The 14,515-nt window shown below is 63.9% G+C and carries 13 protein-coding genes; all 13 read right to left on the bottom strand.

Annotation, left to right across the window (positions count from 1 at the left end; translation table 11 throughout):
- Nucleotides 1–27: 27 nt before the first annotated feature.
- On the bottom strand, nt 28–759 hold the full coding sequence (locus OVY48_RS02725) for an SDR family NAD(P)-dependent oxidoreductase (protein WP_313921773.1): 732 nt from the start codon (nt 757–759) through the stop codon (nt 28–30).
- A 52-nt stretch (nt 760–811) separates the two neighbouring features.
- On the bottom strand, nt 812–970 hold the full coding sequence (locus tag OVY48_RS02730) for a DUF2256 domain-containing protein (protein WP_037476832.1): 159 nt from the start codon (nt 968–970) through the stop codon (nt 812–814).
- 19 nt (nt 971–989) lie between these two features.
- Complete coding sequence (locus OVY48_RS02735) at nt 990–2,123, bottom strand: FAD-binding oxidoreductase (RefSeq protein WP_313921774.1); 1,134 nt, start codon at nt 2,121–2,123, stop codon at nt 990–992.
- Nucleotides 2,120–3,496: an NAD(P)/FAD-dependent oxidoreductase gene (locus OVY48_RS02740; protein WP_313921775.1), complete on the bottom strand. Its 1,377-nt coding sequence runs from the start codon at nt 3,494–3,496 to the stop codon at nt 2,120–2,122. Before OVY48_RS02740 ends, OVY48_RS02735 begins: the two co-directional genes overlap by 4 nt.
- Nucleotides 3,478–3,783, bottom strand: coding sequence for a (2Fe-2S)-binding protein (locus tag OVY48_RS02745; RefSeq protein WP_313921776.1), 306 nt, complete (start codon nt 3,781–3,783; stop codon nt 3,478–3,480). The genes OVY48_RS02740 and OVY48_RS02745 overlap by 19 nt, the downstream gene beginning before the upstream one ends.
- Nucleotides 3,780–5,588, bottom strand: coding sequence for an ABC transporter ATP-binding protein (locus OVY48_RS02750; protein ID WP_313921777.1), 1,809 nt, complete (start codon nt 5,586–5,588; stop codon nt 3,780–3,782). Before OVY48_RS02750 ends, OVY48_RS02745 begins: the two co-directional genes overlap by 4 nt.
- Nucleotides 5,585–6,412: an ABC transporter permease gene (locus tag OVY48_RS02755; protein ID WP_313921778.1), complete on the bottom strand. Its 828-nt coding sequence runs from the start codon at nt 6,410–6,412 to the stop codon at nt 5,585–5,587. Before OVY48_RS02755 ends, OVY48_RS02750 begins: the two co-directional genes overlap by 4 nt.
- A complete protein-coding gene (locus OVY48_RS02760) occupies nt 6,409–7,389 on the bottom strand; it encodes an ABC transporter permease (protein WP_313921779.1) in 981 nt (326 codons plus the stop codon). Before OVY48_RS02760 ends, OVY48_RS02755 begins: the two co-directional genes overlap by 4 nt.
- Complete coding sequence (locus OVY48_RS02765) at nt 7,389–8,933, bottom strand: ABC transporter substrate-binding protein (RefSeq protein WP_313921780.1); 1,545 nt, start codon at nt 8,931–8,933, stop codon at nt 7,389–7,391. Before OVY48_RS02765 ends, OVY48_RS02760 begins: the two co-directional genes overlap by 1 nt.
- Nucleotides 8,930–10,213: an FAD-binding oxidoreductase gene (locus OVY48_RS02770; protein ID WP_313921781.1), complete on the bottom strand. Its 1,284-nt coding sequence runs from the start codon at nt 10,211–10,213 to the stop codon at nt 8,930–8,932. Before OVY48_RS02770 ends, OVY48_RS02765 begins: the two co-directional genes overlap by 4 nt.
- Nucleotides 10,214–10,220: 7 nt before the next feature.
- Nucleotides 10,221–10,889: a haloacid dehalogenase type II gene (locus OVY48_RS02775; RefSeq protein WP_069064131.1), complete on the bottom strand. Its 669-nt coding sequence runs from the start codon at nt 10,887–10,889 to the stop codon at nt 10,221–10,223.
- 239 nt (nt 10,890–11,128) lie between these two features.
- Nucleotides 11,129–12,055, bottom strand: coding sequence for a glyoxylate/hydroxypyruvate reductase A (locus OVY48_RS02780; protein ID WP_313921782.1), 927 nt, complete (start codon nt 12,053–12,055; stop codon nt 11,129–11,131).
- Between the two features lie 101 nt (nt 12,056–12,156).
- Entirely contained in the window at nt 12,157–14,283 is a 2,127-nt protein-coding gene (locus OVY48_RS02785) for a TonB-dependent siderophore receptor (RefSeq protein ID WP_313921783.1), read from the bottom strand.
- Nucleotides 14,284–14,515: the final 232 nt, after the last annotated feature.

A 14,515-nucleotide genomic window follows, 5' to 3' on the forward strand; every position in this document is an offset into this window, starting at 1 on the left:
CGCATTCGCCGTCTTCCTCTCGACCTGTCAGAACGGAATGACCGCGCCATCCCAGCCATAGCATTGGCCCGACGCCTCCGGTCCCAACCCGTCGATCACCGACAACAGGTGCCCGGCCGACCGTTCGGGCGGAAACAGCTTCTCCGGCGCGACATTGCGCTGAAAGGGTTGCGACAATCCGCTATCCACCGTGCCGGGATGTAGCGTGACGGCAATGGCCTCCGGGTTGATCCGCGCCAGTTCGATCGCGATGTTGCGGACGATCATGTTGAGCGCCGCCTTCGACGCGCGATAGGCGTGCCATCCGCCCAGCCGATTGTCGCTGATCGACCCGACCCGCGCCGACAATGCGGCAAAGACCAGCCTGCCCTGACGCGGCGGCCGCGCCAGCATATGTTTGGCGATCAGCGCCGGGCCGGTGGCATTGACCGCGAACAACCGCGCATAGGCGTCCCCGCTCTGGTCGCGCAGCGATTTTTCGGGCCGCAGATCGTCCCCATGTAACAGGCCGGTAGCGACGATGATGATCCGGGGCGGGGCATCGTCCATGGCCCGCGCCGCCGCTGCGATCGAGGCTTCATCCTCCAGGTCGAACGTAAAAGGCCGTATCTTCGCGCCCTGCGCCACCGGGCCGCGCCCGCCCGTATGCACCAGCGAAATCGCGTCGCTCGCCGCGAACTGTGCCGCCAACGCCGCGCCGATGCCGCCGCTCGCGCCGAAAATGCAGGCGGCAACCGGGGAAGGAAATAGGTCCGTCATCTGTACGCCCCTGCAAGGTGCAGGGCACGCAGGCCAGATGGCCGATCGGGCATCATCGGCTCTTGCGCCGCAAGTCGCCCTTGCACCGCTCCGAACAGGTCTTCACCTCGTCCCAATCGCGTGCCCATTTCTTGCGCCAGGCAAAGGGCCGCCCGCACGCCGCGCAGATCTTCTCCGGCAGGGTCGATTTGGTGTAGCGCTTGTCCGTCATCAGCGGACAATAGCGCAAATCAGCCCTTGGCGAAGCGGCCAATAGTGTAGGGGGCGATCGGAATGTCCGTCGCGCCCTTGGCGATGATCTCCGCCATCGTCTCGCCGACGCCCGGCCCGATCTGGAACCCGGACCCCGAAAAGCCGAACGCATAATAGAGCCCGCTCGTCGTCGCGCTTGGTCCCATGACGGGCTGGCTGTCGGGCAGATAGCCCTCAATGCCCGACCAGACACGGATGATGTTGAGCTTGCCCAGCGCCGGGGCAAGCCGCCGGATATGCTTCAGCTGGCTGACCGTATTTTGCGGCTCGACATAGGCGCGATACTGATCGGGAAAAGATGGCCCGCGCGTACTGCCGCCCAGCACGATATTGCCGCGCGCGACCTGCCGGAAATAGACCGTCTCTTCTTCCACCGGCGTCATCACGCCGACGGCGGGCAGGATGGCATAGGGCACCGGCTCGGTAACGCTCATATTGGGGCCGCGCGGGACGATCGGCACCGGCTCGCCAAATTGCGATGACAGCGCATTGCCCCAGGCGCCGGCCGTCACCAGCAATATGGGAGCCCGGAACGTCCGCCCATCTGCCGCGCTGACAACAAAATCCTCGCCGATCTTTTGTGCATCGATGATCTTGGTATGCTCATGGATCACCGCGCCCAGCCGCTCGGCCGCCCGTGCAAAGGCAGGCGCGGCGAGGCGCGGATTGGCGTGGCCATCGGTCGCGGAATAGGAACCGGCCAGCACATCGGCCCCGAAGAAGGGGAATTTGTCGCGCAGCGCATTCCCGCTGAGCAATTCCAGGTCCAGCCCTTCGGCGCGCGCCTTGTCGGCATAATCCTCCATCGACCCGACCAGTTCGGGCCGCTCGCGATAACAGACGCGGATATGCCCGGACTGGAGATATTCGACATCCGCGCCCAGCAATTCGCGCGACCGCCGCCATATATCGATGGCGCGGTTGGCCAGTGGCAATTGGTGGATCGGGCGTCCCTGCCGCCGGACATTGCCGAAATTGGTGCCGCTCGCCTGCCGTCCGATCAGGTCGGTTTCCAGCAGCGTGACCGACAGGCCATGGCCACGCAGGAACAGGGCGGCGGATGACCCCATCAGGCCGCCGCCTACGATGATGACGTCGCTGGCGGCGCTCATGCGTCCGTATCCCCGATGCTGATGTTGAGCGGTTTGACCGGTGCCTGCCCGCGCAGCCGACCAACCTGTTCGACCGGAATACCCGCCTGCCCCGCGATCAGTTCAGCCGCAGCAAGCCCGCAATAGCGCCCCTGGCAGCGCCCCATGCCGACCCGGCTGAACGCCTTGGCGCGGTTCGCTTCCCTGGCCCCCGTCTCCCGCATCACGGCGCGCAGATCACCCGCCGTCACGCCTTCGCACCGGCACAATATCGCCTCGTCGGGCAGCGCGCCCGCTTGCTCTGCGGGCCAGGGGAAGGCGGTGGCCAGCCCGCGCGCGAATTTGGCATAGGTGCCGACATCGCCGCGCAGCGACGCCATCTCGCCCTTGTCCACCGGCACCCCAAGATCGCCCAAGGCCGCAAGCGCCGTCAGCCGCCCGCTCGCCTCGGCCGATCGCGCACCCAATATCTTCGCGCCATCGCCCGCCAGATAGACGCCCGCCACGCTCGACCGCCCGTCGCCGTCGCGCTCTGGCAACCATTGGCGGGTGACCGGATCGAAGGCGAAGGCGCAACGCGCCAAATCCGCCAACTGGGTTTCGGGCCGCAGATGATGCCCCATCGCCACGGCATCGCAGGCGATCGTCTGTTCGGCCCCATCGCCCACCCGGAAGCGGATGCCGCTGACGCCATCCTCCGCGTTGCCCAATATTTCCAAAGGCTTGACGCTATTGCGGACCATCACCCCCGCACGCTTCAACGCCAAAGTCAGCGCCACGCCATTCCATAATACCGACGGCACCGCCAGCAGGTCGGGCAAGGCCTTGATCCGCGCGCTATAGGGCGCGGTGTCCAACACCGCGACGACATCGGCCCCCGCCTGCACATATTGGCTCGCGACGAGATAAAGCAGCGGCCCCGACCCCATGAACACGACCTTATGGCCGATCGACACTGCCTGGCTCTTGAGCGCCACTTGCGCCCCGCCCAGGCTATAGGCTCCGGCAAACTGCCAGCCCTTGACCGGCATCAACCGATCCGTCGCCCCGGTACAAAGCAGCAGCGCATCGAAGGGCAAAGCCGATTCCATTGTCCGGGTCGCTGTCCGCACATGGCCATCGGCGATGTTCCACACCAGGGTCTCGGCACGATAATCGATGCGGTCCTTCAGGCCGTCGAACGTCTCGTGCAGCGCCTGCGCCCGCGGCGCTTCGGTGCCGTAGAGCTTGGCATAGGGGCGGGTGAAATTGTCGGGCTGGCGGCGATAAATCTGCCCCCCGTCCCGCCGCCCCTCATCCAGCACGATCGGTCGGATGCCCGCCTGCACGCAGGCCTCCGCCGCGCGCGTGCCCGCTGGCCCGGCACCGACGATGATTATGCGTGGTTCGGCCATGTCGCCTCCGGCTGGCTGGTGAGGATGCGCTGGCCCGGTGCCGCCAGCGTCGAACAGGCGCGCAGGCGGTCGCCGCTCTCGGTCCATACCCAGCAATCCTGGCATGCGCCCATCAGGCAAAAGCCCGCGCGCTTTTCCGGCCCGAATTCGGATTGGCGCAAAGTCGCGCCCTGGCTCAGCAGCGCGACCATCAACGTGTCACCCTCCAGCGCGGTGACTGGCGCGCCATCGACATGCAGGGTCAGGCCGGGGCGGTCGGTTTCGCCCAGGCGAACGAAACGGCTCATGACGGGATCAAACTTTCATCTCCATGATGGCATAGGATGCGGCTGCCCTTGGCCAGCGGATGGCGCGGCGGCGGCGTCGTGTTGCACAGTCCATCCACCCGCGCGGCACAACGCGGCAGGAAACGGCACAGATCAGGATGATCGCCCGCAGCGCCGATCGGCGGCGGCGCGGCACCCGCATGGCTTTCCTCCAGCCAGCCAGCCCGCATTTCCGGCACGGAGCCGATCAGCAGGTCGGTATAGGGATGGAAAGGCGCCGTCCCGAACGCCGCGCGCGGTCCGGTCTCGACCATCGTGCCCGAATAAAGCACCAGAATGTCGTCGCAGATCGCCCGCACCGTCGAAATGTCATGGCTGATGAACATCGTCGCGATGCCAAGCTCCCGGCGCAATTCCGCCATCAACTCCAAGATTGCCGCACCCACCACCGTATCGAGCGCCGAAGTCACTTCGTCGCACAGGATGAGTTGCGGGTCAGCCGCCAACGCGCGCGCCAGATTGATCCGCTGCTTCTGCCCGCCCGACAGGCCACCGATCGGCCGGTCGATCAGCGTTGCGGGCAGGCGGATGAGGTCGAGCAGTTCCAGCACCCGCAAATGCGCGGCATTGCCTTTCAACCCGTGATAAAAGGCCAATGGCCGTGCCAAGATGTGCCCGACGCTATGCGCCGGATTGAGCGCCGTATCGGCATTTTGGAACACCAATTGCACCCGGCGAAATTGCTCGCGACTGCGGCCTTTCAGGCCCGGCGGCAATATCTCGCCATCCAGCAACACCTGCCCGCTGGCAGGCGGCAACAGCCCGGCGATCACCCGCGCGATGGTCGACTTGCCCGACCCGCTCTCGCCGATCACGCCCAAAGTCGCGCCCCGTTCGATCGTCAGGTTGATGTCGCGCAACACCGGAATGCGTGGCCGACCCTCCTTGTCGATCTTCCCATAGCCCGCGGTCAGTCCCCTGATTTCCAGCAGCGGCGCGGCGGGCAGCTGTGCCTTCACCGGGGCTGGACGGATGGCCGGGCGCGCGGCGGCCATCAGCGTCTTGGTATAGTCATCCGCAGGCGCGTGGAGGATTTGCGCCGCCGCGCCGGCTTCCTGTATCCGGCCTTGGCTCAGCACGACGATCTGGTCAGCCATCTGCGCCACCACGGCCAGGTCGTGCGACACATAGATGGCGGTCGCGCCACGCTCCAGCACCACCGCCTTGAAGGCGCGCAGCACTTCGATCTGGGTCGTGACGTCCAGCGCGGTGGTCGGCTCGTCCAATATCACCAGTTCAGGATCGGTGATCAGCGCCATCGCCGCCATCAATCGCTGCAACTGCCCACCCGATAATTGGTGCGGGTAGCGCGACCCGATCGTGTCGGGGAAGGGGAGGGCGAGGCCCCGGAACAGCTCGACCGCCTTGGCCTCGGCCTCGGCGCGCGGCATCAGGCCGTGGATCAGCGCGGGCTCAATCACCTGCTCCATGATCGTGCGCGATGGGTTGAACGCCGCCGCCGCCGACTGCGCGATATAGGCGATGCGATTGCCGCGCAGCTGCGCCAATGCGCTGCGATCGAGCGTGGTGAGATCGACATCGCCCACACGAATGGAGCCACTGGCAATCCGCGCGCCGGGCCTAGCATGGCCAAGCAAGGTCAGCGCGATCGTCGTCTTGCCCGACCCCGATTCCCCGATCAGCGCCAGCACCTCGCCGCGCTTCAATGCAAAATCGATATCGCTGACGATCGGGAAAATCTCGCCCGCTGCGTTGCGCGCGGTGACGGTCAGGCCGCGCACTTCGACATGGGGAATTTCGCTCATCGGCCTTTCCCCTGTCCCGGCAGCGCATCGATCAGCAGGTTCACGCCGACGGTCAGCGTCGCAATCGCAACAGCCGGAGCCAAAATCGCCAGCGCCCCTTCGCCCAATCCCGAAATATTCTCGCGCACCAGCGACCCCAGGTCCGCGTCCGGCGGCTGCACGCCAAGCCCCAGGAACGACAGACCGGACAGCAGCAGCACGATGAACACGAAGCGCAGACCAAAGTCAGCGAGTAGCGGATGGATCATATTGGGCAATATTTCGGCGATGGCGATATGGAACCGCCCTTCGCCCCGCGCCTTGGCGACCTGCACATAATCCATCTGCGCCAGATTGACGGCCAGCGCGCGGGCGATGCGGTAATTGCCCGGCACATAGGTGAAGGCCGCGATCAGCAGCAACAGTCCCAGCGACGATCCGAACGCCGCGACCAGCACCAGCGAGAAAATCTTGGAAGGGATCGAAATCAGCATGTCCATGAAGCGTGACAGCGGCTCATCGACCTTCGCCCCGCCAACCGCCGCCGTCAGCGCCAGTGCGGTGCCGGTGCTGCTGGCGAGCAAAGCCGCCGCCGCCGCCAGCCCGACGGTATAGCGCGCGCCCGACAGCAGGCGGCTCAGCACATCGCGACCGAGATAGTCGCTACCCAGCCAATGGTCCGCCGATTGCCCGTCGAACACATCATAGGCGACGAAGGCGCCGATCGGATAAGGTGCCAGCATCGGCCCGAACAGCGCGACGAGCAGCCAGAAGATGACCAGCGCCAAACCGACCTTGCCCGACAGTGGCAGGGCCTTCGCCCGTTTGAGAGCAGAAGCGATCATTGCGCGCGCAGCCTGGGATTGGCGAGGATCGCGGTGACGTCCGCGATCAGCATCAGGATGAGATAGGCGGTGCAGAAGATCATCGCGCAGGCCTGCAACAACGGCATGTCGCGGCTGGTGACGGCGTTGACCATCAGGCTGGCGAGGCCCGGATAGTTGAAGATGGTTTCCACGATCACCGCTCCGCCGAGCAGATAGGAGAGGCTGAGCGCCATGGCATTGACGATCGGGGCGATGGCGTTGGGCATGATATGTTTCAGCACGACCCGCACCGGCGCGACGCCCTTCAGCACCGCCATCTCGACATAGGGTCGGTCCATCTGGTCGATCACCGCCGCGCGCGTCATCCGCGCCATTTGCGCGACGACGATGACGCACAGCGTCAAGATCGGCATGGCGACGCCGCGCAGATAGTCGCCCCAGCCCATGTCGCTCGATGCCATCGCGATCGACGGCAACCAGCGCAGCTTCACCGAAAAGATGAGGACGGCGATCGTCGCCACCAGAAATTCGGGCACCGCGACCATCGACAGCGTGGCGATATTGAGCGCCCGGTCGATCCGTCCGCCCCGGTTCATGGCAGACCCGATGCCGATCGACAGCGCCACCGGAATGGCGACCAGAGCAGTCAGCGCCGCAAGCAGCAGGCTATTGGGCAGGCGGGTGGAAATCACCTCCGCCACCGGCATGTTGGCGACCATCGACTGGCCGGGGTCGCCGCTGACCATGCCGGTCAGCCAGCTCACATAACGGACATGGGCGGGGCGATCGAGGCCCATTTCATGGCGAAGCGCCGCGACCTGATCAGCCGTGGCGCTCTGGCCCAGCGCTTCCTGCGCGGCATCGCCGGGCAACAGTTGCGCGATAATGAAGATGGTGACCGACACCATCAGCAGCGTCAGCAACGACGACGCAAACCGCTTGCCGATCAGGATCAATGCAGCCTTCATGCCGCTTTGGGAGGAAGCGCCTGCCATCAGCCTTCCCACCACACATGTTCGGCGAATTGATAGCCCATCATGCCGCCCATCGCGATCGGGAACATGCCCTTCAACCGGCGGTCGTACCCGTCGATCAGGTTGATGAACACCGGGATGCCGACCCCGCAATAATGGTGAACCAGCCCCTGCATCTCGCCATAAAGCTGTTTACGCTTCGCCTGGTCGGCCTCGCCGCGCGCTTCCAGCAACAGCCGGTCGAAGCGCGGATTTTTCCATCCGCTCTCATTCCATGCCGCGTCGGATTTGTAGAACAGGCTGAACAGCAGGTCGGCGGTCGGGCGCGGGTTGGTGTTGCCGAAGCCCAGCGGGTGCTTCATCCAATGGGTCGACCAATAGCCATCGGCCGGCACGCGATTGACCGCGAGTTTGAGGCCAATGCGCGATCCATATTCCTGCAGGATCGACGCCATATCGACCGACCCGTCCGCCGCGGGCGAGGCATAGATAGGCAGTCGCACGCCATCCAGTCCCGACCGCTGCAAATGCCAGCGCGCCTTGTCCAGGTCGAGCACGCGCTGCGGCAGGTCGGCGCGATAATAGGGGTGGAAAGGCGGGATCGGATGGTCATTGCCGATCGTCGCATAGCCGCGATAGAGCGCGCGCTTGATCAGCGGTCGGTCGAACAGATATTTCATCGTCGCGACGAAATGCGGGTTGCCGGTCGGCAAGCGATCCTGCCGCATGATGAGGTTGGTGTGCAGCCCTGATTGCGTCTCCATCAGCGCATGACGGGGCGACGCCATGATGCGCTTGGTCGATCGTGGATTGACCGCCAGGATCAGGTGAACATCCCCCGACAGCAGCGCATTGACCCGGCTCGTCTCGTCGGGAATACCGATCAGCTCGATCTCGTCGAGATAGGGTTTGCCCGGCTTCCAGAAATTGGGGTTGCGCCGCCCAAGCGTGCGGACGCCGGGACGAAATTGCGCGCATAGATAAGGACCAGTGCCGTTGGCGGTGCGGAAATCGCTCGTCCCCGCGCGCAGGATCACGAAATGCGACTGGGCAAGGATGGCGGGCAGGTCGGCATTGGGGCCGGTCAGGCGGATCACCAAATCCTGTTTGCCGGTCGCCTTGATCTGCGCGAACTGCTCGGCGATCTGCGCCATCTTCGACCCCGTCGCCGGGTTCTTGTGCCGCAGCAACGACCAGACGACATCCTGCGCGGTCAGGTTCGCCCCGTCATGGAATGTCACGCCCTTGCGCAGGCGGATATGCCAAGTGATCTGGTCCGCGCTCTCGATCCGCTCGGCGAGGTCAGGGCGCGGGTTGAGCTGGCCGTCGAGCTGGGTCAGCCCGCTGTAAAACATGTAGTGGCGGATATAGTCGGTCGACAGGGCGCCCTTGGCCGGGTCGAGCGTATCGGCGGTCGAACTGGACAGGCTGGCAGCACGGATGCGGCCACCCCGGCGCGGGCGACCAGCCGCCAGCGCGCCATCAGGCAGCAGCAGCCCGGCACCCATGCCAAGCCCCGCGCCGATCAGGCCACGGCGAGAAAGGGGAGACAGAATGTCGGTCAACGGATCACATCCTGCCATTTATACCAAAGGCCGACCAGCGGCAGGAACCAGGGCTTGCCGAAATGGCCGGGCACACTTGGCCAGTCCAGATCAGCCCAGGGGTTCGCGTCCGGCTCGCCGCTCATCACGCGCGCCATTTGTTGCCCCATATGCGTCGCCATCTGCACGCCATGGCCGCTATAGCCCATGGCATAATAGAGTCCGTCCTGTTCGCCCGCCCGCGGCAGTCGGTCGGCGGTCAGGTCGACCATCCCGCCCCAGACATGATCGACGCCCACACCTTTCAAGGCCGGGAATAGTGCGCCCATCGTCTCTTCCAGAATGCGCCCGCTTTTCAGGTCCGACCGGGGATCGCTGATCGCAAAACGCGCCCGCCCACCGAAGATCAGCCGGTTGTCGGGGGTCAGGCGGAAATAATTGCCGATATTCTTGCTGGTCACATAATTGCGCCGCCCCGGCAGCAGCCGGTCGATCGTCGCATTGTCGAGCGGCTCCGTCGCGATCACGAAGCTGCCGACCGATATGATCCGCCGCCGGAAATAGCCAAAGGGCGCAGCGGCAGGCGCGCCGCCCGTGGCCACCAGCACTTGGGTTGCATTGATCGTCCCGCGCGACGATGTGACCCGCCATCCTTGCGGCAGACGATCGAGACCCGTCACCTCCGCTCGCTCATAGATGCGCGCGCCGGCCCGCACTGCCGCGTCCGCCAATCCCACACCGAAACGGGCGGGATGCAATTGCGCACTGGTCGTCTGGATCAGCGCGCCATGAAAAGTGTCCGACCCTACTTCATCCTGCACCTGCTCCGGCGGCACCAGCCGGACGTTGCTGTCCACCTCGGCCGCCAGCAGATCATGCGCCCGCACCAGCTTGTCATAATGGGCGGGTTTGGCCGCCAGCTTCACCCGGCCACAGCGATTGAAATCGCAATCGATGCCCTCTTCGCGCGCCAGCCGCTCGACCGTATCGACCGCGTCGCAATGCGCCCGATACCACGCCTTGGCAGTGTCCTTGCCGAACTTGGCGGACAAGGCGCCATAATCATGTGCCGTGCCATTATTGCACTGACCGCCATTGCGCCCGGACGCTTCGCCCACGACCCGGCCCGCCTCCAGCAGCACGACGCGCGCGCCACGCTTTGCCAGCGCCAACGCCGCCGACAGGCCGGTAAAGCCGCCGCCGATGATCGCGACGTCGGCCTTGCCTTCGACCCCACCCTCCGCGCCACCCGTAAAGGGCGGCGCGCTGGCGAGCCAGTAGGAGAGGGGGGAAGCGCGCATCAGCCGATCAAAGACCGACGACGGCGGGCAGGCAACCGATATGCGGGATTTCGACATCGCGATAGAAGGGGTTGGACGGCTCATGGCCGCGCCCCACAAACACGCGGCAGCCGAAATGCAGGTCGGTGGCGGTATTCTGGTCGTAGCGGAAGCTGGACGACACATGCATCATGTCTTCCGGGTTGGCACCCAGTTGATCGAACATATATTCGAAGGCCTGCATCCGGGGCTTATAGGCCTGCGCCATCTGCGCGGTATAGACCGCGTGGAAGGGCGCGCCCAGCATCCCGACATTATGATGGATCTGGTCGTTCATCGCGTTGGAGAGGATGACGAGCGGGATCTTGTCGCCGATCTTCGACAGGCCACCGGCCACATCGTCATGCGGACCCCAGGTCGGCACGGCGTTGTACACCGCGTCGGCATCCGCCTCATTATAGGCGACGCCCCATTTCTCGCAGGTCCGGCGCAGCGAATTGCGGATGATCTCTTGATAGGGTTCCCATGCCCCCATCACCTGGTCGAAGCGATAGGCACCCCAATCCTTGCAGAAAGCGGGCAGCTTTTCCGCGTCGATCCGGTCGGCCATGAAAGCGGTCGCCATTTCCGTCATGCGGAAACGGGTCAGCGTGCCATAACAGTCGAAGCTGATGAATTTGGGCCGGAAATTGGGCATGGGCGGATCGTCCTTTGCATGCTTTTATAGGGGGCCTTGGCAGCCGTGTGACAGGGACATTACGACATGGCTGCACCGGAACATGAACCCCATTTCGACGCGGCGCGGCGCAGATTATAGGCTTTTATCGCGCCCTATTCGGCATAGTTTGCCGTGCCTGCAAAGGCGCCGCAATTGGGCGAGGAAAAGTGCGGCTCGCTGACGAAAATGCCTGGCCGACGGCACGGAATGTCGCGCCCTCAATAGCCACGGCCCCGCACCACTTCGCCCTCCATCGGCTGGCCTGATTCATGGCGGCGGATATTGGCGATCAGCGCGCGCGCGGCGCTGTCCGCGCGGGTCATGCTGGCGATATGGGGCGTCATGATGATGCGTGGATGCGTCCAGAAGGCATGTCCGGCGGGCAGCGGTTCCGGGTCGAAAACGTCCAGCACCGCACCCGACATATGACCTTCGTCGAGCAGGGACAGCAGATCCTGCTCCACCAGATGGCCACCCCGCCCGACATTGATCAGGCTGGCCCCGGAAGGCAGCTGCGCCAGCCTATCCCGGCACAAGATGCCGCGTGTCTCCGGCGTCAGCGGCAACAGGCAGATAAGGATATCGCAACTGGACAGGAAAGCAGGCAAGGCCGCGTCCCCGGCATGGCAATTCACCCCGTCAATATCATGGGCCGACCGGCTCCACCCCGAAAGCGCGAAGCCGAAGGGCCCAAGTCCCTCCAGCACGGCCCGCCCCAAATTGCCGAGGCCCATCACGCCAACCCGCCGCTGCCCGGCAGGCACCAGCTTGATGGGGTTCCAGCGTCCCTCGCGCTGGGCAATGCCATGGTCGATCAGGTTCCGATGCAGCGCCAGCACTGCCATCGTCACATATTCCACCATGCCTTGGCGAATGCCCGGCTCGATCATCCGCACGACCCGCACATGGGGCGGCAGGCGTGTCATGTCGAACTGGTCGATCCCCGCACCGATCGAAAACAAGACTTCCACCGCGGGCAAGGTGGCGATGAGGTCGGCTGACGGATTCCACGCAGCCAAGTAACGAATGGTCGCCGGGTCATGCGGATCCGTAGGATCGACAAAAGCCACGTCCGCCGCTTCGTCCGCGAAAATCTCGCGCCAGATGCGGCCGCGTTCGGGATCGGATGTGTAGAGCAGGGTCATGCGGGCCATCCTTGTCCGGGCCATAAAGAAAAACCGTCGGCAACAGCGGGAGGGCGCTGTTGCCGACGGTCGAGCAGGGCGGAAGACCGCCTCGCCCCTGGTTAGAAGGTAAACGTCCCGCGGATCGTGAAGGAACGGGGGACGCCCGGCTGCACCCACAATGTCGCATAGGAGCTGGCATAATATTTCTTGTCGAACAGATTGTCGACATTGGCCGACAGCTTGAACTGGTCGTTGATCGTCACCGAACCCAGGATTTTCGCGATCGTATAGCTCGGCAGATAGAAGTCAGCCGCCGTCTGGCCCAGCCGCTTGCCGACATGGTTCACGCCCGCGCCCAGCATCGCCTCATGATCGCCGATCGAGAAATTCTTGAACAACAGGGCATTGGCCTGATGTTTGGGAATATTGAGCAGCGGATCATTCTTGAGCACCCCAGCGGACGCATAGTCATCCGCCCAGCCTGCATCGGTATAGGCATAGGTGGCGAACAGTTCGAACCCGGCGGGCAGCTTGGCGTTGATGTCAAACTCCACGCCCTGGCTCTTGGCTTCACCGACCGCCACCGACAGTCCGGTCAGCAGATCGGCGGTCAGGACGTTGCTCTTCTTCATCTTGTAGAGCGACAGCGTGCTGGTGATGCGGCCATCCGGCGTCACGAACTTCGCACCGACTTCATAGCTTGTGCTGACTTCCGGGGCGAAGGGGTTGTTGTTCACATCGACGCCGCTGTTGGGCCGGAACCCCTTGCCATAACTGGCGTAGAAAGACAGGCTCTTGGTCGGTTCGAACACCAGGCCCGCCATCGGGCTGAACTTGGTGTAGGATGCGGGGTTGGTGGTCCCCAACCGGTTATCGATATTCTGGCTGAAATCATCATAGCGACCACCAAAGCGCACCTTGAACTGCTCGGTGATCTCGATCTGGTCCTGCGCATAGATGCCCCAGGCCTTCTGCACTTCGGTCGAATTCTGGATTACTGCTGCCGGTATCGGTGCCGCAATATTGTAATTGGGGTTGAAGATGTCGATCGAATAGGACTGGTCCGCCGCCGTCGGGCGATAGCGGGTCTGGAGCAATTCGATCTCGAACTTGTCCCAGTCCCCGCCAACGCGGATATTGTGGACGATCGACCCGGTTTCCAGCTTGCCGCTGATTTCCCCGCGGAACACCATATGGGTGGTGCTATAATCGCGATAGCGGCGCTGGCGTGACAAGGTGCGGCCGTCATTGTCGATCTGCTGACGACCTAGCGCCAGTTCGGGATCGCTGGAGAAGCCCTCGAACGTGGTGTCCTTATAGCCTGCGCCCAGCATCACGACCCAATCGTCGCTCAGGTCATGCTGCAACTGCGCCTGATGGCCGAGCGCCGTGATCTTGATCGGGCCGTCATTGGGATTGCTGAGGAACCGGCTCTGCGGAATGGCACCCAGATTATATGTCGTTCCGGTTGCCGTGACCGTCGGAATCGCCACCACGCCGCGATCGAACGGCACTTCCTGGTTCACATATTCCAGCTCGTAGGTGAAGATCGTCTTGTCCGACAGTTTCGCCAGGATGGACGGGTTCAGCACATATTTGCGGGTTTCCACCGTGTCGCGGAAACTTTCGGCATCCTCGACGGCACCGGTCAGGCGGATGGCGACGCTGTCGCCAAGCGGCATGTTATAATCGCCCTCGACGCGATAGGTGTTCCACTTGCCACCCGCGACCGTGAAGCTGCCGCCTTCCTTGAAGGTCGGCTTCTTGCTGACGATGTTGATCGTGCCGCCCGGCTCGCCGCGCCCGAACAGCGCCGAGTTCGGACCTTTCAGCACTTCGATCCGCTCGACATTGGAGGCATCGCGCGGGCCGGCATAGCCGCGCCCGCCGTTAAAGCCGTTGACCAGGAAGCCGCTCGGAAAATTCTCGTCGCCAGCAAAGCCGCGAATGGCGAAACTGTCCCACAGGCCGCCGAAATTATTCTGCTTCGACACGCCACTCGCCAGCTCCAGCGCGGTGTCGAGCCGGGTGATGTTGAGGTCGTTGAGCAGCGTGCCTTCCAGAAACTGGACCGCCTGCGGGATTTCCTTGACCGGCGTATCGCCGAAATATTGGCGCTTGAGGCCAGTGACGATGATGTTGCCTTCGGCATTATCGGCCGGAGCCTGGGCAAGGGCGGCGGTGGGCAGGGTGATGGCGGCGGTGCTGGCGATAAGCGCCAGGCGAAGAGCCGATGATGTGCGCATGATATGATCCCCTATGAAAAATCGCTGTTCCCAAATGTCCTGCGAAACGGGGACCGGCTGGTCTTCTCTTATTGTCCGATGCGGACATTGCGTCCTGTCATCGGCAGCCGGGCCGCGGGGTGTTTCCGTCACCTCTTGTTGAATTGAGGCTAGGTCGAGTTACGGATATATTACGTCAAACATGGCGCATGGGACGGCGCAAAATTGTGAATCGCGTGGTCCTACGGCATGA

It is taken from the genome of Sphingobium sp. SA2, assembly GCF_032227065.1.
Classification (GTDB): Bacteria; Pseudomonadota; Alphaproteobacteria; order Sphingomonadales; family Sphingomonadaceae; genus Sphingobium.